This window comes from uncultured Streptomyces sp., assembly GCF_947488945.1.
Taxonomy (GTDB): domain Bacteria; phylum Actinomycetota; class Actinomycetes; order Streptomycetales; family Streptomycetaceae; genus Streptomyces.
This window is the reverse complement of sequence record NZ_CANLBS010000021.1, coordinates 129,926-148,588: the sequence shown is the minus strand read 5'-3', so window position 1 is coordinate 148,588 and position 18,663 is coordinate 129,926. Positions and strand designations below refer to the sequence as shown.

Below are 18,663 nucleotides of genomic sequence, written 5' to 3'. Positions count from 1 at the left end.
GGGACCCTGTGGGAGAGTAGGTCGCCGCCGAACAATTTTTGTGGGGAACCCCCGTGCCTGGTGGCACGGGGGTTTTCCGCGTTCCGGACCCATCCCGGCATGCGCCTGCCCCCGGTCCTGAGGGGGCGATGCGGGCCCAGAAACGTGTTGCTGCGGACTTCGTGGGCGGTGAGCATCGCCGCATGGACTATGTGATGCGCACGGTGCGCCCCGAGGAATGGCCGGCGGTCAAGGAACTCCGGCTCGCCGCTCTCCAGGACCCTGCGGCGCCGGTCGCCTTCCTCGACACCTACGAGGCGGCCTCCCGTCAGCCGGACTCGTACTGGGAGGACAGGGCGGCCGGTCGTGGGGGCGTGGAAAGCCAGCAGTTCGTCGCTGAAGGGCCCGACGGACGCTGGGTCGGCACGGTGACCGTGCTCATCGAACGCCCTTCTGTGGGAATCGTGTTCGGTACGCCCATCGAGGCCGTACAGGGGCATCTGGTGGGCGTCTACGTACGTCCTGAGTTTCGGGGCACGGGCTTGACGGACGCACTGTTCCGGGCCGCCGTCGACTGGGCCTGGGCCCTGGAGGACCCGGTGCTCGCACGCGTCCGGCTGTTCGTGCACGAGGAGAACCCTCGGGCGCAGGCTTTCTACCGGCGCTTCGGCTTCGTCCCCTCCGGCGACACCATGCTGGTGCCGGGCACCGTCGACGGAGCCCGGGAGCTGGAGTTCGTGCTGCCCCGCTCCTGACGACCCGCCCGCGGACAGAGAGCTCCGACGAGGGAACGCGGGTCGGCGGCACAGGTCAGGAGCCAGGCGCCCGGTCCGGGAAGGACGCCTGGGCGGGCTCCGGTAGCGGCTCCGGCCAGCGGGCTCGGGCCTGTTCCGCGGACCGCAGCAGGGCCAGTGTCGCCAGTCCGTGTCCCTCACCGTGCGCCAGCAGTTCCGGCAGGGAGGGGATCGGCGCCACCGCGGCGACATCGTCCAGGACCAGGGTCATTGGTGGGTCGAGCCGACCGTCGGTTGACCGTGCGGCCATGCGGCGGCCGTGCTCGACCACGTGTGAGGCGAGCGCGGTGAGAAGGGGCATCGCGCCCGGACGCCGACGAGGATCCTCGATGGGCTCGCCGACCACATAAAGGGTTCCCCCTTCGAAGGCGAAGGAATCCAGCGCGAGCGCATCGGATCGGATCGGCGTGCACGCTTCCCGGATGTGCACCGTGGCGAGCGCGGCGAAAGCCCCTACCACCAACTCCAGCGCCATCTGCCGGCGTTCGGGATGGGCGGTGAGCGAGGACTCCAGCAGTCCGGCGAGACCCGGGGCCGCGCCGGGGTGGGTGCGCAGCAGACGTACGGGTTCGTGGGCGGTACCGCCCTGGGCCCATCGGTGGACCTGACGGAACGGCCGGCTGTCGAGTGCGGCCGCGTGCAGCCAGCACTGCAGCAGCGTCTGCGCGGTGTCGGCGGTCTCCGCGTCGAGGCGGGACTGCGGGCGTACGGGCGCGAGCAGTGCGGCCGCCCGGTCGGCCGCGGTCTGCGGCTCGGCGCAGCCGTCGACGGGGGACCAGTGCAGGCGGGCGGGAGTGTCGCAGAGGTGTCCGGGGTCGTAGACCAGGACGGGGCCGAGTTTGCTGCGGGCGTCCTTCGTCTCCGACCAGATGCTCGGGTCGGACGTGGTGACGAGCACCGGACCGACCGCGTCCAGCACGGCCTGGACGGCGGTGCTCCGGCGGTCGGCCGCCGCGGCGTACAGCACGTACGGCGTGCCGTGCCCGCGGGGGGCGGGCACGAAGGCGGGCGCGGCTTCCGCCGGAGCGGCCGACGGGGGGAGGACGGCCGGGGAGGAGAGCTGCGGCGGCGCGGGGGCCGGCAGCGGCTCCGCTGTCTGCCCGTGGACCTCGCCGCGGTCGGGCGCGGAGCCGGGCGGGACCGGCTGCGGGCGGGAGGCCGGCGCGGGCGGCACCGCATGACCGTGGACGCCGTCCGGACGCTGCTCCGGGGCGGGGGCCCGCTCCACCGGTGGGGCGGTGAACCGTACGGGGCCGGCCAGCTGGTCCTCCCGGGCCCTGCGGCGCACCAGCCGCCACCGGGTGACGACGCCGAGGACGAAGACGGTCGCCACCAGGAGCACCATCAGCTCGCTGATGAAAATGCCCCAGAAGAATCCGTAGCCGGAGAGCTGGGCGGGAGGTGTGTCCGGCCAGGCCGCGGCCAGGTCCTGCGGAGCCGTGACCAGTTCGCGCAGCGCGAGGGGTGCCCGCAGCAGGGTGAGGCCGTCCGGCCAGCCGCCGCGGGACAGCAGACCGGACAGGCCGGTGGCGGTCCAGGTGAGGATCGCCAGGCCGAGCAGGAGGACGAGGAGCCCGACCAGCAGGCCGTCCGGGACACCTCCCCGGCCTGTTGAGCGGTCGGGCTCGGCTCCGGATTCCCGAGGTGCCATGTCACGCCACCGTTGACTCGGAGGACTCATTGAGGCGCTGCTGGTGTTCGATGCGGGCGGCGCGTTGCTCGGCCTCCAGCTCGGCGGCCCGCACGTCCTCCGGAAGGAGGTCCTCCGGAGAGGACTCGGTCATGGCGCGGTCGGTGAAGACCAGGGGGCGTTCGGCCTCGGTGATCAGGTGTTTGACGACCTGGACGTTGCCGTTGACGTCCCATACCGCGATGCCGGGGGTGAGGGTCGGGATGATCTCCACCGCCCAGCGCGGCAACCCGAGGACTCTGCCCGTGGCGCGGGCCTCGTCGGCCTTCTGGGCGTAGATCGTCCTGGTCGACGCCATCTTCAGGATGGCCGCGGCCTCCCTGGCCGCCGCACCGTCCACGACGTCGCTGAGGTGGTGGACGACGGCGACGAAGGACAGGCCGAGCCGGCGCCCGAACTTCAGCAGCCGCTGGAAGAGCTGGGCGACGAAAGGGGAGTTGATGATGTGCCAGGCCTCTTCCACGAGGAAGATGCGCTTCTTCCGGTCCGGCCTGATCCAGGTGTGCTCCAGCCACACCCCGACGATCGCCATCAGGATCGGCATCGCGATCGAGTTGCGGTCGATGTGCGAGAGGTCGAAGACGATGAGGGGGGAGTCCAGGTCGATGCCCACGGTCGTGGGGCCGTCGAACATGCCGCGGAGGTCACCGTCGACGAGTCGGTCGAGGACGAGTGCGACGTCGAGTCCCCAGGCCCGTACGTCGTCTATGTCGACGTTCATCGCCTCGGCGGACTCCGGCTCCGGGTGGCGGAGCTGCTCGACGATGTCCATGAGGACCGGCTGACGGCCGGTGATGGTCCCGTTGACGTAGGCGTGGGCGACCTTCAGGGCGAAGCCGGACCGCTCGTCGAGACCGTGGCCCATGGCGACCTCGATGATGGTGCGCAGCAGGGCGAGCTGTCCGGTCGTGGTGATCGCCGGGTCGAGCGGGTTGAGCCGGATCCCGTCGTTGAGGGCGGCGGCCGGGTCCAGCCGGATGGGCGTGATGCCCAGTTCCTCGGCGATGAGGTTCCACTCGCCGACGCCGTCCTCGCCCTGCGCGTCGAGGACGACGACCTGGCGGTCCCGGAAGCGGAGCTGGCGCAGGACGTACGTCTTCTCCAGGGCCGACTTGCCGTTGCCGGACTCTCCGAGCACCAGCCAGTGCGGGGCGGGCAGTTGCTGGCCGTAGAGCTGGAACGGGTCGTAGATGTAGCCCTTGCCGGAGTACACCTCGCGCCCGATGATCACACCGGAGTCGCCCAGGCCGGGCGCGGCGGTGGGGAGGTAGACGGCCTGGGCCTGGCCCGTCGAGGTGCGGACGGGCAGGCGGGTCGTCTCCACCTTTCCGAAGAGGAAGGCGGTGAAGGCGTCCGACGCTGCGGACAGCGGGTCTCGCATGGCGTGACTGCCCTCTCTCTCGGCCCTCCGGAGACCCGGAGGGGGGTGCGGTGGTGCTGCTGGCTCGGTGGGTGGGCGGGCAGCGGCGGGGCCGTTCTCAGCGGCGGATGCCGGTGGCGAACGGCAGGGTGTTGACGAAGGCGCGGTGGTGCTCGCGGTCGCACCATTCGAGCTTCAGATACGACTTGCCCGCCGACGCGCGGATGGTCCGCTTGTCGCGGGCCAGCGCCTCCGGCGAACGCGAGGACACGGTGATGTACCCGACGAGGTTGACGCCGGCGGCGCCGCTGGCGAGGTCCTCGCCGCGCTGGTCGAGCCGGCCGTGGGCGGCGACGTCGCGCGGGTCGACGGTCCGGTTCATCTTCATCTGGCGGCTCGCCTCCGCCTCGTCGTTGGTCTTCTCGGTCAGCATCCGCTCGATGGCGATCTCGGTGGGTTCGAGGTCCATGCACACGGCGACCGTGCGGATCACGTCGGGCGTGTGGACGAGCAGCGGCGCCAGGAAGTTGACGCCGACGGGCGTCATCGGCCATTCCTTCACCCAGGCGGTGGCGTGGCACCAGGGGGAGCGGGTGACCGACTCGCGCGTCTTGGCCTGCAGGAACGTGGGCTCGACGGCGTCCAGTTCGGCCGGCCAGGCGTTGCGCTTGGTCATGGCCTGGATGTGGTCGATGGGGTGGTCGGGGTCGTACATCGAGTGCACCAGAGAGGCGAGGCGGCTCTGTCCGAGGGGCTGCCGCACCCGGATGTCGGCTTCGGCGAGCCGCGCGCAGATGTCGGTCAGCTCGCGGGCCATGACGACGGCGAGACCGGAGTCGCGGTCGATCCTGCGCCCGCCCTGGGGGCGTGCGGCGCGGGCCATCGCGTTGGCCTCGGCGGCGAGCTCGCGGCTGTAGTGCATGCAGGCCACGAGATAGGCGCGGTGCTGCTCGCTGGAGGTGGAGACCATCGACTGGAGCTGGTCGTAGGACTCCTGCAGCCAGTTCGGCGCCGCCCTGTCGCCGCGCTGGGCGACGTCCTTGGCGTGCGCGTCGGGGTCGGCCGGCAGGGTGCGGGCCAGCATCTGGATGCGGGTCACGAACCCGTCGCCGTTGGCCACGTGCTTGAGGAGGGTGCCGAACCGGTCGACCAGCGCCTCCTGGTCCTCGCTGTCGCGGAGCCCGACGCCGGGTCCCTCGATCTCGATGGCGGCGGTGACGGTGCGCCGGTCGGCGTGCAGGAGCACGGCGATCTCATCCGGCCCGAACGGCGCCGCGAGCCAGCTGATACGGCCGATGCCCGGCGGCGGTCCGATCTCCACCTCGCGCCCGTCCGCGTGCACGCCCGCCTCCATGGCGCCGGAGCGGTAGGCGGTGCCCCGTCGCAGGGACCGTTTGTAGCTGCGGTTGATCTCGTACCACTTGTAGAAGGTGCGGTGCTTGTACGGGACGTACACGACGGCGAGCGCCAGCAGGGGGAAGCCGGTGAGCAGCACGATCCGCAGGGCGAGTACCGGGACGAGCAGCCCGCTCATCATGCCGAGGAACGCGCCGGCGATGATCAGCGCGATCTCGCCGGTCTCGCGGTTCTTGCCGATGATCGCGTTCGGCCGGGCACGGCCGATCAGATACGTACGGCGGGGCGTGATGGGATGGGACTGAGTCGTCAACGTCCTCCCCCTCCTGTGCTCGATTGTCCTGTGCTGCCTGAACCGCCCCGGGGAGAGCGGTTGCCGTGGGGGGTGCCGGAGGTCGGACCGGAACCGCTGCGGGGAGCGGGGGCGGCGGAGCCTCCGCCGCCGGAGCCGCGCGAACTGTGCGCGGCCACACCGCCACTGACCGGGTTGGCGGGCCGGCCGCCTCCGCCTCCGCCGCCGCTGTTCTGGGCGTTGCGCCCGCTGTGCGTCTTGATGCCCTGGGAGACGAGGGCGGCGGGCGAACTGATGAGCGCCGCGGCCTGGGAGCCGTCGGTCGCCTGCTTGCGATTGGTGCGCGCGCCCTGGATCTCGTCGCCGAAGCCGGGGACGAAGCGATAGATCATCGCGGAGGCGAAGATGGCCAGCAGGATGATGGCCAGGCCGGAGACGACGGCGGACATCGCGTTGGGGCCGTCGTCCTCGGACAGCGCGCCGGCCAGGCCGAGGACGATGACGATCACCGGCTTCACCATGATCACCGCGATCATGATGCCCGCCCAGCGGCGGACGTGGCCCCACATGTTCTTGTCGACGAGCCCGGCGTAGACGACGACGCCGAGCAGGGCGCCGACGTAGAGCAGGGCGGCCCGGATGACGAGCTCCAGCCACAGCACGCCGGCCGCGAGGATCGAGACGAGGGAGACGACGATCAGCATGACGGGTCCCCCGCCGATGTCGTCGCCCTTCTTGAGCGCCTCGGCGAAGGAGCCGAAGAAGACGTCCGACTGGCCGCCGGTGGCGGTGGACAGCACCTCGGTGACGCCGTCGGTCGCGGAGACGACGGTGTAGAGAATCAACGGGGTGAAGGCGGAGGCCAGGACCGTGAGCCAGAGGAAGCCGACTGCCTCGGAGATCGCGGTGGCGAAGGGAACGCCCCGGATGGCGCGCTTGGCCACGGCGAAGAGCCAGAGCACCAGGGTGAGGATGGTGGACGCCGCGAAGACCACCGCGTACTGGGTGCGGAAGGTGGAACTGGTGAAGTCGACCGTCGCGGTGTTCTCCACGGCCTCGCTCAGCTTGCCGATGAGGTACGCGGCGGCGTCGGCGCAACCGTGGGCGAGCGAGGTGAGGGGGTCGAGGGCGTCGTTGGTGAGCGTGGTGTCGGTGCTTGAACCGGTACCGGGGTCGCCTTCGCAGTAGTCCTTGGCCAGCCCGACAATGAGGTCGCACGGATCGTTGCTGGTGCTCGGAGACGGCGTCGGGGACGGCGCTGCACTCGCGCGGCCGGACGGCAAAAACAGAGCAGTTGTGAGGGCTCCGGTGAGAGCTGACTTCAACAGCGCGCGCAGTCGACGGCTAGCGTGCATAGGTGAAGCCTCCGTAGCCCTCGACGGCACCGGTGATTTCCTCGGTGGTCGAGGCTCGGTTGCCACTACTCACCGGCGTGGGCCCCTCTGCCTGTGAGGACGAACTGATCTTCCAGCTGTCCTCCGTCCAGACCAGCTGCTGAGTGAGTGTGAACCACGTTTCGGTCACGGGCCTCGTCGATCCCTGTCCAGCCATGCCCACGAGCCCCGTACACCAGACTTCGACCGTCGCCACGTCATCTGCGTAGTCGGTGGCCTTGGTACCCACAGGGACAGTCCTTGAGATGAACGTGAGTCCGTCCGGGGTACTGCCGTTCTCGTTGAGTCCAACATTCTTGAGGAATGCTGGCGAGTAGGCGACGTCCAGATCATTCATCAGCCGGTCGAATACAGATGGTGTGTGAGTCCGCTGGATGATCTCGTCGCGTTGGGCTTTGTCGAACATCTGGGCCGAGCCCAGCGCCACCGCGTAGTTCGCCGCCGCGCTCTGCGCCCCCTGGGCGTCGTGGGCGAAGCCGGAGGCGATGGTGCCGGTCTTGCCCGTCACGGGATCGGTGCCGGTCGGGGCGGTGGGGGCGGAGGCGGCGCTGTCGGACTTAGTGCCGCTGCCGCCCGTCGCCTTGTCAGCCGCACCGTCGCCGCTGCCGCGGTTCGCGAATGCGATCGCTCCGATCAGCAGGACCACGACCCCCACTACGGTCACGAGCGAGCGTGTGCCCCGGACCGGGCGTCGCCCGTAGGGAGGGCCGGGCTCGCCGTCGGGGAGGCGGGTGCGGGTCTGTCGGGTGCCGCCAAGGGTGCTGTAGGCGTCGTCGGGACGCCCGCCCGACTCCCTGCTGCCGTAGCCGTGCCCGTCGTCATAGCTCATGCCGCGTACGCCCCCTCAGCCGTGTGCAGTTCCGCGTAGTACGACGGTAGCGCCGCTGGTTGCCGCGCGGGCGCGGTGTGGTGACTCGACATAGGGAGACGCAACCTCAGCCGGTGGGCACGACGGACGGTGGAAGTGGGCGCGGACGGGGATGCGCGGTGAACGGCTTGGCTGACGGGTGCTCAGACGGCCATGCCGTACACGATGGTGAAGAGCGTCCCCAGTGAACCGATGATGAAGACTCCGGTCAGACCCGCCACGATCAGACCCTTCCCCTGCTCCGCGCTGAAGGTGTCGCGCAGCGCCGTGGCGCCGATGCGCTGCTTCGCGGCGCCCCAGATCGCGATGCCGAGGCAGAGCAGGATGGCGACCGCCATCACTACCTCGATCATGATGCGAGCCTCGTTGCCGAGCGTCCCGAACGGCCCCCAGTTCGGTGCGATTCCGCCGATGATGGTGGTGATGTCGCCTTTTTCGGCTGCCAGGATCATGTAAGTCACCGCCCCAGTTGGGTAGTTAGCCGCCCGCACCGGGTGGCACGGGTCGCCTTCTATCTTCGCTGATGAAACCTCGTACGCACGACGCCTTCCCGTGTCTCTTTACCCGGATCTCGCACGTTTGACCGGAGCGCCCACCCTGACCTGCGGATCCTTCTGTCATACGTGAGCAGTTGCACGATTACTCTGTGTATCACGGAGAGTGACCGGGAGCAATGAGGGGAGGTCGTGGATCCGTGGGGCGGCCGCGCCTTTCGGGTCGCACGGGGTTGGTGCCATGCGCCGCGTACGCGCTGTGCGTGCGCCTTCGTGCGCATCTGACGCTCCATCGGCGCGCAAGCTGAGGGCTTCTCGGGAACCTCGGGGAGCAGCGCTCATGCCTCGCAAGGGTCCGAAGGGTGCTTTCCGGGCCCCTGGGCGCTACTGGCTGGGTGTCAGGTCCCGGATGGCGGAGAGGGAATCCGAGGGGGACAGCGCGAGCGACTCAAGGTGGTCGAGCCCCTCGCGGTAGGTCCGCAGCTCCGGTTCGGCGTCGAGGAGCAGGGTGCCGTGCGGCAGGTCGAGATGCACGGTGTCGAGTTGGGGCACGTCGGCCTGTACGTAGGAGAAGGCGTGGCCGTGTCCGGGGTGACCGGCGGCGAAGGGGACGACGCGAAGGATGATGTGGTCCCGCTCTCCCATGGTGAGCAGGTGCCGTAGCTGATGTGCCGCCAGGCCGGATTGTTCGAAGGGCATGTGCAGCGCGGCCTCGTGGATCAGGGCGGTGAACGGGGGCGGTCCCTCCCGGAAGACCACCGTCTGCCTCTTCATCCGGAACGAAAGCCGGTGCTCGATCGCCGACTGGTCCAGGGTGGGCAGATAGCGGCGCAGGGACTCGCGGGCGTAGTCCGTCGTCTGGAGCAGTTCGGGCACACCCAGGGTGCCGGAGGTGCGGAAGGCCGTCCCGTGGTACTCGACTTCGGCCAGATCGATCAACCGCTCGGGCAGCAACCCGCGATACCCCTCCCACCAGCCTTGTCTGCGCTCGCCGGTCAGCGCCGCGAGTGCGTCGACGAGTGCGCGGTCCGTGCAGTCGTAGTGGCGGGAAAGGGTGCGCACCCTTTCCGCGCTCACGCCGTACCGGCCGGCTTCGATGTTGCTGATCCGCGCCTGGTTCCCACCGAGCAGGGCGGCCGCCTCGGTGGCGGTGATTCCCGCGCGCTCCCGGAGTTTGCGCAGTTCGGCGCCGAGCCGTCGCCGCCGGGCCGTCGGCGTCATGGGGTTGGCCATCAACATGTCTCCCGCCGGGTCACCCGCACGAGGGGTTTTCGCCATTCATTCCCCGCGATTCATGGAATGCATTCCATGCTCCCTCTAGCGTGAGCAGTGGGACAGATGCTCGGACGCACATCCGCTCGACAGGGACGGCGCGGCATCGATGTGCCGTCGGCTGCTGTCCTTCCACGTACGTCACCACTCTTGAAACGGGGAACTCATGAACCACGCCACCGTAGCGCCGCCCTGGTCCTACACACTCCATCTCCCGCACGATCCACGGTCGCCCGGCGTCGCGCGGGCGGGTCTCCGGGCCGTGTTGCAGGCGCACGGGTTGAGCGGGCTGACGGCCACCGGGGAAGTGTTGCTGAGCGAGTTGGCCACCAACGCCTACCTCCACTCGACCGGTCCGTACACCGTCCAGGTGCGCGGGGCGGGGCGCGGGCGGGTTCGGCTCAGCGTCTGGGACGGGAATCCGGAGATCCCTCCCCCCTTCTTCGGCCGGGCCGTCCCGGACCAAACGGCGGACTCCCTGTCCGCGGAGCGCGGGAGGGGCCTTCGGATCGTGGCGATGTGCGCCGACCGCTGGGGCGCATGGTCGACGGTTGACCGGCCCTGCGGGCGCGCCGGCAAGGTGCTCTGGGTCGAGTACGTCGTCAAGGACGAGTGACCCCCCACCCGTGCCGGGGGAGGTACGTCCAACCGCGCCCATCGTTCGGGTGAAACCGCGTACGGCGTGTCGTCCGTGCCACCCCGCTGCCGCACGGCCAGGAGCCCCGGGCCGCCGTTTCCACCCCGTCCCACCGGTCCCGGACGATCGGGCACAGTCCGCTCCACGAACGACGAACGGGGTGAGTGGAAATGAGCGTCGTGGGACAACCGATGGGGCGGCAGGGGCTGCGAGAGCTCGCCGGGCCACCGGGTGACGGCGGCACGGGGCCGGGGGCAGCGGACCTGCGTCACAGTGACGCGCCCTGGTCGAGGGCAGCCGTGTGTGCGGACGGCCTGCGTACCCAGTGGGGGCCCGTCCGTGCGGAACTGGAGACCGCGCACGCGGGGCTGCTCGCCGGAGCGGGCGAGCTGGTGGCGCTGACCGAACTGGCAGCAGTGCGGGACTCCTGGGAGCGGCGGATCGCGACGGCCGCCGATGAGTGCGCCGCGCTCGCCGTCAATCTGCGGGAGGTCGCGCGTACCCAGCGAGGAACGAACGAGCAGGTCCGCTCCTCGTTCGCCCGCATCGACAGTGGCGCCGAAACCACCGGTGGCAGCCGATGAACGCACCGCTCAGCTGGGGCCGCTTGCTGAAGGTGCAGTGCGGGGAGCTCGACGGTGCGGCCGACGGATGGGGGCGGATCAGCAACAGGGCCGACGCGGCGCGGGACCGGTTGGTCGGACAGATGAAGGGCGGTCTGCAGGAGACGCAGCGGGGAGAGGCGGTGGACGCGGCGCTGGCCCGCATGAAGCGGCTCGCCCGCAACTTCCAGTACGTGTACACCGAGACTGGCCTGGTCCGGTCGCTGCTGAACAGCCTGGCGCACGAGGTACGTACCCAGCAGCACGCCGTCCGGTCCGCACTGGACGAAGCCGCGGCCCTGAAGTTCACGGTGCACGCGGACGGGTCGGTGACCTACCCGTCCGGCGGGGAGGCGCTGGCCGACGGCCGGCCGCTGCGGGGTGGTACCGCATGGGGCGACGGCTACCCCGGGATCACCACCCCGATGCATGGGCTGGTGGCGGCCAACCCGAACCAGACCGCGGCCCAGGACATCGCGGACCGGATCGCCCGCGCCCTGCGGACGGCGGCGGAGACCGACTGGGAGTTCGGCCGCATCCTGCGGGACCTGAGGGCGGAAGCCGGGCTCGCGGTCCCCGACAGTGTCTGGACGGATACCGCCGCCGACGCGTCAGCGGTACGGATCGCGGCCGACGCCTACCTCCGCGACAACATCCCGTTCGACGGTACTCCGGCCGAGCGCAAGGGCTGGTGGAACGGACTGAGCCAGGAACGGCGCGAGGAGTATCTCGCCGTCTATCCCGATGTGATCGGCAACCTCGACGGAATCCCCGCGCTCGTCCGTGACACCGCGAACAGGGACAATCTCCAGCTGCTCATCGGGAAACTCGAAGGCCGCGACGACGACACGTCCCGGACCCAACTCGCCGCGCTCCAGGAGATCGAACGCCAACTGCTCGCCGTCCCCAAGCCGGGCGACCCGCCGATGTATCTCCTGGGAATCGGTGACCAGGGCAACGGACGGGCCATCGTCTCGTACGGAAACCCCGATGCGTCGAAGAACGTCGCCGCGTACGTGCCGGGCCTGAACACGGCGTTGGACGAGGGATTCGCCAGGGACGATCTGAAGCGGGCCCGAGATACGGCAATCAACGCGCGTGACATCGACCCGTCCACGGCTTCCATCGCATGGCTGGGGTACGACGCTCCGCAACTCGTGGACGGATGGTCGAGCTTGGCCGTCACGGGTACCGGGCGAGCGGAGAAGGGAGGCACGGCTTTCTACGGCTTCATGGAGGGGATCGCCGCGACGAACGAGCATGACGACCCGCACCTGACCGCGATCGGGCACTCGTACGGATCCCGAACGGTGGGCGCGGCCACTCAGGAGGAGGACGGAATCCCCGGGGTTGACGACATCGTGCTCGTGGGGAGCCCTGGGGTTGGGGTCGATCGCGCCGAGGATTTGCGAGTGGGGAGGGATCACGTGTTCGTCGGAGCGGCGGAAAATGACATCGTGACGAAAATGCCGACGGGCGTCGAGGCTGCGTCTCTTTCCGGGCTACTTCAAGGCTCCCCGGCAGGAGCAATTGTTGACCCCGCTGGGGACGATATTTGGTTTGGCAAAGATCCCGCGAGTCAGGCTTTTGGTGCGCGGAGGTTTCAGGTAGGGGATGGGCCTACGTTCCCCTCCCTTAAGGCTCATTCGAACTATTTTGACCTGCAGGCGGATCCTGTATCGGTCGGGAATATTTCCTTCATCATCACTAATAAGTCGGATCAGATCCAAAGAGAGGTGTATCGGTGAGGCGATGGTCATGGTTGCTATCTCCACTTTTGATGGCCCTGTGTGTTACGTCTGGTTGTACCAATTCGACAACCGTGGTGGGAGGTTCGAGGGTCCAAATGGACATGCAAAGTGCAGCCGAGCAGGCGGACGGGATTTTGGACTCCGTTATTCGTGAAATTAGTCCAGTAATTCGGTGGACGCATGGGCCGACTACTACGGGAAGCTGTGAAGTTACGCGCAGGCGCACGGTGATGACCATCGTTTCGTCGGAGCGTCGCGGAAATCTTCTTGGAGTCGTTGATCGGCAGTGGCGTAAAGATGGTTACGTAATTGATGCCGTAAATGACAGTGCGGAATTCCCTGCGATTTACGCAAAGACGAAAGAGGGTTTTCGTGTGACGCTCCGCGTCGGAGGCGAAGGGCAGGTTTTCTTCCAGGTCGACAGCCCCTGCGTCAAGTACTCCGAAGTCGCTGATTCCGCTAGTAAGCCCAATACGCCCTCCTACGAGGGCATGGAGAACATTCCTCGGCCCAACATTCACTCCGACTTCTGGTCCGCCACGAAGGTCTGAGCGCGGCGAGAGGTGAGGAGAGGTGGAGCCGGGAGGGCGGGATGAGGAGGGCTGGGGTGGGTCCTCTGGAGTTGAGGTGTATGCCCGGTTCCGCCTCAACTCCGTAGGCGGGCGGCGAGTTTGAGTCTCCAATTGGGTCCTGGGGCCCATGCCGGGGGTGGGGCCGGTGTGGTGGTCTGAGTGTCGTGGCGGCCTGCCACCGCGCCCATTCAGCAGCTGGGGGACCCCACGTGTCTGGCATACGAGAACTCGTAGTCCTGGGTGACGGCGCACCAGATGGTGTAGCGGAACCTTTGGGGCCGCGCTCGCTGCCGAGGGCGCTGCAGGCCGTACTGGTTCTCGTCCGCCTGTTGTTCGTCGTGACGATCGTCGGTGTCGTCAATGTGCTCGCCCTCGCGTCCTCCGTGGACGCGGTGGACGGGCGGCTGCTCGGGATGGTGCTGTACGCGGCGCTGCCGGGGTTCGTCGGGCTGGCGTTGTCGCTGTACGTACGTACCGGGGGCCGCTGGATCCGGTGGGGGCTCATCGCGGTCCACGTCTGGCTCGTGCTCGGAGCCGTGTCGGCCCTCAGCGTTGGCGAGGGCGGGCCGGGCGTTCCGCACCTGGTGATGCCGGTCGCGGTTCTTGTTCTTCTCCTGCGTAGCGACGCGCGTAGATGGTTCGCCCTCGCGTGTGACGAGCGCGACTTATCGAAGCCGTTCGACATCGCCGGGCTGATGGCGCGGGCGCGGGACCGTGGACAGAGTGCCCTGGAGTACCTGGGGATGGTCCTTGTCGTCGTGGCCCTGGTGGGCGCGATGTCGGCCACGGGAGTGGGCACCCAGCTCACCGGCGAGATCCGTAACGCCATCTGCGAACTGACCGGCGGTGGGTGCTCCTCGCGGGGCGGTGACGCCGTGGCGGGCGGCGGCACGGAGCCGAACGCCGGCACCGTCGGCGGATCGGTCAGCGGCGGATCGGTCAGCGGCGGGACAGTTGGCGGCGGATCGGCCAGCGGCGGATCGGCCAGCGGCGGGACGGCCGACGGCGGGACGGCCAGCGGCGGATCGGCCGACGGCGGTACCACCACCGGTAGCACCACCACCAGTGGTACCAGCACCACCGGCGGCTCCACCGGCACCAGTACCACCGGCGGCTCCACCGGCACCAGTACCACCGGCGGCTCCACCGGCACCAGCACCACCGGCGGCTCCACCGGCACCAGTACCACCGGCTCCACCGGCACCACCAGCTCGACCGGCACCACCACCGGCGCCCCCGAAGACGACGACACCGTCCCCCAGCACGCCCAAGTGGCGCGCCCCTCCGGCGGTTCCGGGGGCGGGAGCCGTGGCGGATTCTTCGACGGCCTGGTCGGCGACGGGCTCTGGGGCGACGTCGAGGGTGCGGTGAAGACGGTTCTGAACCCCGTGGAGAGCCTCACCGGCCTCGGCGACCAGTGGTCGAAGGACACCCGTGGCGCTGGCGCCAAGTGGACCGGGGGGGACTGGGCGGGGGCCGTGGGGGAGTGGGTCGACGCCTCCGGCGGTGTCGGTGTCGGGGACATGGGCCTGCCGGGCTCGGGCACCCGGGTCGGGGCGGAGGTGCGGGCGCAGGAGCGTCAGTACCTCGCCGACCGGATCCCGGTGAACGGCAGCGCGGCCGGGCGCAAGGGGTGGTGGGACGGGCTCAGCCAGGGCGACCGCGACCGGTATCTCGAACTGCTGCCGGACCGGATCGGCAACCTCGACGGGATACCCGCCGACGTGCGGGACCGGGCGAACCGGCAGAACCTCCAGGATCTGATCGCCAGGCTGGAGGGCCGGAAGGACAAGAAGTCGCAGACGATGCTGGCCGGCCTGAAGGAGATCGACCGGCAGCTCAAGCAGGGGTCGCAGCCGCCGATGTTCCTGCTCGGCATCGGGGACGAGGGCAACGGCCGGGCGATCGTCTCGTACGGGAACCCCGATCTCTCGCGGAACGTGTCGGCGTACGTGCCGGGGCTGAACACGTCCCTGGACGAGGAGTTCGCGAAGAACGACCTGAAGCGGGCCAGGGACACCGCGATCGGCGCGCAGGGGTACGACAGTTCCAGCGCCTCCATCGTCTGGCTGGGGTACGACGCCCCGCAGCTCCCCGGCGACGGCGGGGTGGCCGGTTACTTCGCCATCATGGGGACCGCCAGGGCGGAGAAGGGCGGCGCCGCGTACAACGACTTCTGGAGCGGGCTCACCGCCACCAGTAAGGTCAAGGACCCGCACTTCACGGCGATCGGGCACTCCTACGGCTCCCGGACCGTGGGGGCGGCGGCGCAGCGGCTGGGCGGGATTCCGGGGGTCGACGACATCATCCTCGTCGGCAGTCCGGGTGTCGGGGCGGACCACGCGGTGGATCTCGGGGTGGGCGCCGGGCACGTGTTCGTGGGCTCGGCGGCCAACGACCCGGTGACGAAGCTGCCGTCGAAGACGCAGGTGGCGGTCGGGTCGGCCGGTCTGATCCTCGGGCCGGCGGGCGCCTATCTGGCCGGTGATCTGGCCGATCCGGGCGACGACGACCTCTGGTTCGGGAAGGATCCGGCGAGCAAGGCGTTCGGCGCGCGGCGGTTCCCGGTCGATCCCGGTCCGCCGGTGATCAGCGGGAACGGACTCAGCGGTGAGGCGCACTCGCAGTACTTCGACCCGGTGCGCGACGCGGTGTCGGCCGACAGCATTGCCCTGATCGTGTCGGGGAACTCCAGCCATCTCAGGATTGAGGAACAGCGATGAGGCGAACGCTCCGTACGGTGGCCGTGGCGTTGGCGTTCGGTCTGGCACTGGCCGGCTGCGCGGACGGGGCGCAGCCGGGGAAGGAATCGGCGATGGACATGCAGGAGGCGGCCGAGCGGTCCGACGCGATGCTCGACGACGTGCTGAGGGCGATCGATCCCGAGGTGCAGTGGGCGCACGGGCCGACCACCACCGGTAGTTGCGACGTGACGCGGCGGCGCACCGTGATGACGATCGTGTCGGCCGAGCGGCGGTCGGAATTCCTGGCCCAGGTGGAGAGGTACTGGCGGGACGCCGACTACACGATCAAGGCGCACAACCGGGACGAGGAGTTCCCGGCGGTGTACGCGCAGTCCGGCGGCTTCGGCGTCAGCGTGAGTTTCCGCGGTCACGGGCAGGCGTTCCTGGAGGCGGACACTCCGTGTGTCCGGGAGTCGGAGGTGTCCGGGTCCGCCTCGAAGCCGAACGGGCCCGCGTACGAGGGCGTGTACCCGCTGCCTCGGCCCAACGTCCGCTCCGACCACTGGTCGGCGGGAGCGTCCTGACGGAGATTCAGTGGCCGGTGTGAGCCCCCGATGCCTCGAACGCTTCGTACACACCCTCGAAACCACCCATGAACCTGCCCCGCGTGGGGGATGGTTGGGGGGTGCGGAAATACTGGTGGTTCGTCGGCGGTGGAATCGGGCTGTGCCTGTGCTTCGTCGGGCTGCTCGTCGTCGGCACGTACTCCGCCGCCGCGGGCGTCGGTGGTGCGGGCGGGTCGGTGGGCTTGGCGAAGGGGGCGGTACCGGCCCGGTACCAGCCGTTGGTGCAGAAGTGGGGCGCCCTCTGCCCCGCGATCAATCCGGCGCTCCTCGCGGCGCAGCTCTACCAGGAGAGCGGCTGGAACCCGCGGGCGCAGAGTCACGCGGCGGCGCAGGGGATCGCGCAGTTCATCCCGGGCACCTGGGCCACCCACGGCATCGACGGGGACAAGGACGGCGACCGGGACGTCTGGGACCCGGCGGACGCGATTCCCTCGGCCGCCTCGTACGACTGCGAGCTGGCCGGGTACGTGAAGGACGTGCCGGGCGATCCGACGAACAACATGCTGGCCGCGTACAACGCCGGGGCGTACCGGGTGATCCGGGCGGGTGGAGTTCCGGCCATCTCGGAGACGCAGAACTACGTCAAGATCATCCGGTCGCTGGAGAAGAGCTTCGCCGCTCCGGTAGGCCGCGTCCAGCCCTCGCAGCAGGCGGCCGGGGCGATCTACTTCGCGCAGGAGAAGCTCGGCACGCCCTATCTGTGGGGCGGCAACGGCACCGCTGACCAGGGCGGACGGTTCGACTGCTCGGGGCTGACGCAGGCCGCCTACCGCACGGTGGACATCGAGCTGCCCCGCGTCGCCAACGACCAGTACAACGCAGGTCCGCACCCCTCGCGCGACCAACTGCTCCCGGGCGACCTGGTGTTCTTCTCGGACGATCTCAGCAATTCACGGGCCATCCACCACGTCGGGCTCTATGTTGGGGGCGGGTACATGATCAACGCTCCGTACACGGGGGCCGTGATCAGGTTCGACAAGATCGACACGCCCGACTACTTCGGCGCGACCCGGGTCACCAAGGACGGGGCGGCGGCGCTGCCGACCGACCTTCCGGAAGCCTGACGGGGCGTCGGCGATGGCCGGAACTCTGCGTGAGCCCCAGGCCCTGAGCTGCGACGATGAGTCACTCTTCGATAACGTCCTGGTGATCATTCGGTGGAGTACGGAACCGGCGGGAGCGTCAGGCCGTTCCCTGGACTGGGGCAGAACGCGCACTGACCATGCGTCGGTGCCCGGACGACGGTGGTGCGCGCGCTGATGCGGGCGCCGCTGTCACGCGGTACAGGGATCGCACCGAACCACGGGGGTACGACCAAGTGCGGCGCGCACGGACGCGCGCCGCGGCAGCAGACAAGGCAAGGGGCCGCGGCAGATGGCTGGACTCGCACTCGAAGGGTCGAACCCCGACGTCAGCCTGCTCTACGACATCAACGGCCTCGCGAAGGCCGCCCCCACCTGGTTCGACCGGGTCATGGAGTTCGTCGGTGAGTACGGGATCATGTGCGCGATGGTCCTGGTGGTCCTGTGGTGCTGGTGGAGCGTCCGCCGGCGGGGCTCGCTGGAGGACTCGGTCGGCGCGGTCGCCGCGATGGTCTGGGCGCCGCTGGCCGCGGGCATCGCCCTGCTGGTGAACATCCCCATCCGCGGGTTCGTGGAACGCCCCCGTCCGTTCGTCGACCACGAGGGTCTCGACGTGCTGGTCGCGGGGAAGACCGACTTCTCTTTCGTCAGCGACCACGCGACCATGGCCATGGCGCTGGCGGTCGGCGTCTTCGTCGCGCACCGGAGGTTCGGGTTCGCCGCGCTCGCGCTGGCCTTCGTGGAGGGTTTCTGCCGCGTCTACATGGGTGTGCACTACCCGACCGACGTCATCGGCGGTCTCGCCCTCGGTACGGCCGTGGCGCTGCTGCTCGCCCCGCTCGCCATGGCGCTGCTGACCCCGCTGGTCGCGGCCGTCGCCCGGTCCGGCCGGGCGGGCGTGCTCGTACGGTCACGACGGGCGCAGGCTCCGGTGGCCGCCGGGGGTCACGGCGACCCGCGGGGCATCCCCGAGCCGCGGCCGGGCAGCGGCGGCGCGGGCGGGATCGGCGAGAAGGACCTGGCGGCCTGAGGCCGGAGCCGGCACGCGGGACGGGACGCAGGACGGGAGCGGGTCGCGCACACGGCGCGGCCCGCTCCCGCGCGTCCGGCCACGGAAGCGGGCGCCCCGGCGCCCCGGAAGCGGGCGGCGGCCCGTGTCATGGCGCCGCGGAGGGGTGATGTCCCGTGCCGCCGCCGAGGAGGCCGGCAG

The 18,663-nt window shown here is 69.7% G+C and carries 16 protein-coding genes; 9 read left to right on the top strand and 7 right to left on the bottom strand.

What is annotated here, in order from left to right; genetic code table 11:
* Window positions 1–182 precede the first annotated feature (182 nt).
* Window positions 183–734: a GNAT family N-acetyltransferase gene (locus tag Q0994_RS27760; protein WP_299539679.1), complete on the top strand. Its 552-nt coding sequence runs from the start codon at window positions 183–185 to the stop codon at window positions 732–734.
* 55 nt (window positions 735–789) lie between these two features.
* On the opposite strand, the gene Q0994_RS27755 is transcribed toward Q0994_RS27760, so the two are convergent.
* The 7 genes from Q0994_RS27755 to Q0994_RS27725 form a co-directional block, all read right to left on the bottom strand.
* Window positions 790–2,424, bottom strand: coding sequence for a type IV secretory system conjugative DNA transfer family protein (locus Q0994_RS27755; protein WP_299539677.1), 1,635 nt, complete (start codon window positions 2,422–2,424; stop codon window positions 790–792).
* Window position 2,425: 1 nt separating this feature from the next.
* Complete coding sequence (locus Q0994_RS27750) at window positions 2,426–3,844, bottom strand: ATP-binding protein (protein WP_299539674.1); 1,419 nt, start codon at window positions 3,842–3,844, stop codon at window positions 2,426–2,428.
* A 97-nt stretch (window positions 3,845–3,941) separates the two neighbouring features.
* Window positions 3,942–5,492: an SCO6880 family protein gene (locus tag Q0994_RS27745; RefSeq protein WP_299539671.1), complete on the bottom strand. Its 1,551-nt coding sequence runs from the start codon at window positions 5,490–5,492 to the stop codon at window positions 3,942–3,944.
* The gene (locus tag Q0994_RS27740) at window positions 5,489–6,826 is read right to left on the bottom strand and encodes a hypothetical protein (RefSeq protein ID WP_299539669.1); all 1,338 of its coding nucleotides are present in this window, start codon (window positions 6,824–6,826) and stop codon (window positions 5,489–5,491) included. Before Q0994_RS27740 ends, Q0994_RS27745 begins: the two co-directional genes overlap by 4 nt.
* Window positions 6,816–7,694 carry a hypothetical protein gene (locus Q0994_RS27735; protein WP_299539667.1) on the bottom strand — a complete coding sequence of 293 codons (879 nt, stop codon included), beginning with the start codon at window positions 7,692–7,694 and terminating at the stop codon, window positions 6,816–6,818. The genes Q0994_RS27740 and Q0994_RS27735 overlap by 11 nt, the downstream gene beginning before the upstream one ends.
* Window positions 7,695–7,876: 182 nt before the next feature.
* Window positions 7,877–8,185: a hypothetical protein gene (locus tag Q0994_RS27730; protein ID WP_014047394.1), complete on the bottom strand. Its 309-nt coding sequence runs from the start codon at window positions 8,183–8,185 to the stop codon at window positions 7,877–7,879.
* A gap of 426 nt (window positions 8,186–8,611) precedes the next feature.
* Window positions 8,612–9,460, bottom strand: a complete 849-nt coding sequence (locus tag Q0994_RS27725; RefSeq protein WP_299539658.1) for a helix-turn-helix transcriptional regulator — start codon at window positions 9,458–9,460, stop codon at window positions 8,612–8,614.
* 205 nt (window positions 9,461–9,665) lie between these two features.
* On the opposite strand from Q0994_RS27725, the gene Q0994_RS27720 reads away from it, so the two are divergent.
* From Q0994_RS27720 to Q0994_RS27685, 8 genes are all read left to right on the top strand, one after another.
* Window positions 9,666–10,115, top strand: coding sequence for an ATP-binding protein (locus tag Q0994_RS27720; RefSeq protein WP_299539656.1), 450 nt, complete (start codon window positions 9,666–9,668; stop codon window positions 10,113–10,115).
* A gap of 191 nt (window positions 10,116–10,306) precedes the next feature.
* Window positions 10,307–10,720: a hypothetical protein gene (locus tag Q0994_RS27715; RefSeq protein WP_299539654.1), complete on the top strand. Its 414-nt coding sequence runs from the start codon at window positions 10,307–10,309 to the stop codon at window positions 10,718–10,720.
* The gene (locus tag Q0994_RS27710; protein WP_299539652.1) at window positions 10,717–12,486 is read left to right on the top strand and encodes an alpha/beta hydrolase; all 1,770 of its coding nucleotides are present in this window, start codon (window positions 10,717–10,719) and stop codon (window positions 12,484–12,486) included. Before Q0994_RS27715 ends, Q0994_RS27710 begins: the two co-directional genes overlap by 4 nt.
* Window positions 12,487–12,584: 98 nt before the next feature.
* Window positions 12,585–13,040 carry a hypothetical protein gene (locus Q0994_RS27705; protein WP_299539649.1) on the top strand — a complete coding sequence of 152 codons (456 nt, stop codon included), beginning with the start codon at window positions 12,585–12,587 and terminating at the stop codon, window positions 13,038–13,040.
* 308 nt (window positions 13,041–13,348) lie between these two features.
* Window positions 13,349–15,784 carry an alpha/beta hydrolase gene (locus Q0994_RS27700; RefSeq protein WP_299539706.1) on the top strand — a complete coding sequence of 812 codons (2,436 nt, stop codon included), beginning with the start codon at window positions 13,349–13,351 and terminating at the stop codon, window positions 15,782–15,784.
* Window positions 15,781–16,329 carry a hypothetical protein gene (locus Q0994_RS27695; protein ID WP_299539647.1) on the top strand — a complete coding sequence of 183 codons (549 nt, stop codon included), beginning with the start codon at window positions 15,781–15,783 and terminating at the stop codon, window positions 16,327–16,329. Before Q0994_RS27700 ends, Q0994_RS27695 begins: the two co-directional genes overlap by 4 nt.
* A gap of 101 nt (window positions 16,330–16,430) precedes the next feature.
* Window positions 16,431–17,435: a bifunctional lytic transglycosylase/C40 family peptidase gene (locus Q0994_RS27690; RefSeq protein ID WP_299539645.1), complete on the top strand. Its 1,005-nt coding sequence runs from the start codon at window positions 16,431–16,433 to the stop codon at window positions 17,433–17,435.
* A 310-nt stretch (window positions 17,436–17,745) separates the two neighbouring features.
* Window positions 17,746–18,483, top strand: coding sequence for a phosphatase PAP2 family protein (locus Q0994_RS27685; protein ID WP_299539643.1), 738 nt, complete (start codon window positions 17,746–17,748; stop codon window positions 18,481–18,483).
* Window positions 18,484–18,663 lie beyond the last annotated feature (180 nt).

Bases quoted from the DNA above. Each gene is read 5' to 3' on its own strand.
- Q0994_RS27685 (WP_299539643.1), top strand. From the start codon at position 17,746: ATGGCTGGACTCGCACTCGAAGGGTCGAACCCCGACGTCAGCCTGCTC.
- Q0994_RS27735 (WP_299539667.1), bottom strand. From the start codon at position 7,694: ATGAGCTATGACGACGGGCACGGCTACGGCAGCAGGGAGTCGGGCGGG.
- Q0994_RS27715 (WP_299539654.1), top strand. From the start codon at position 10,307: ATGAGCGTCGTGGGACAACCGATGGGGCGGCAGGGGCTGCGAGAGCTC.
- Q0994_RS27705 (WP_299539649.1), top strand. From the start codon at position 12,585: ATGGACATGCAAAGTGCAGCCGAGCAGGCGGACGGGATTTTGGACTCC.
- Q0994_RS27760 (WP_299539679.1), top strand. From the start codon at position 183: ATGGACTATGTGATGCGCACGGTGCGCCCCGAGGAATGGCCGGCGGTC.
- Q0994_RS27730 (WP_014047394.1), bottom strand. From the start codon at position 8,185: ATGATCCTGGCAGCCGAAAAAGGCGACATCACCACCATCATCGGCGGA.
- Q0994_RS27740 (WP_299539669.1), bottom strand. From the start codon at position 6,826: ATGCACGCTAGCCGTCGACTGCGCGCGCTGTTGAAGTCAGCTCTCACC.
- Q0994_RS27695 (WP_299539647.1), top strand. From the start codon at position 15,781: ATGAGGCGAACGCTCCGTACGGTGGCCGTGGCGTTGGCGTTCGGTCTG.
- Q0994_RS27710 (WP_299539652.1), top strand. From the start codon at position 10,717: ATGAACGCACCGCTCAGCTGGGGCCGCTTGCTGAAGGTGCAGTGCGGG.
- Q0994_RS27750 (WP_299539674.1), bottom strand. From the start codon at position 3,844: ATGCGAGACCCGCTGTCCGCAGCGTCGGACGCCTTCACCGCCTTCCTC.
- Q0994_RS27725 (WP_299539658.1), bottom strand. From the start codon at position 9,460: ATGGCCAACCCCATGACGCCGACGGCCCGGCGGCGACGGCTCGGCGCC.
- Q0994_RS27720 (WP_299539656.1), top strand. From the start codon at position 9,666: ATGAACCACGCCACCGTAGCGCCGCCCTGGTCCTACACACTCCATCTC.
- Q0994_RS27755 (WP_299539677.1), bottom strand. From the start codon at position 2,424: ATGGCACCTCGGGAATCCGGAGCCGAGCCCGACCGCTCAACAGGCCGG.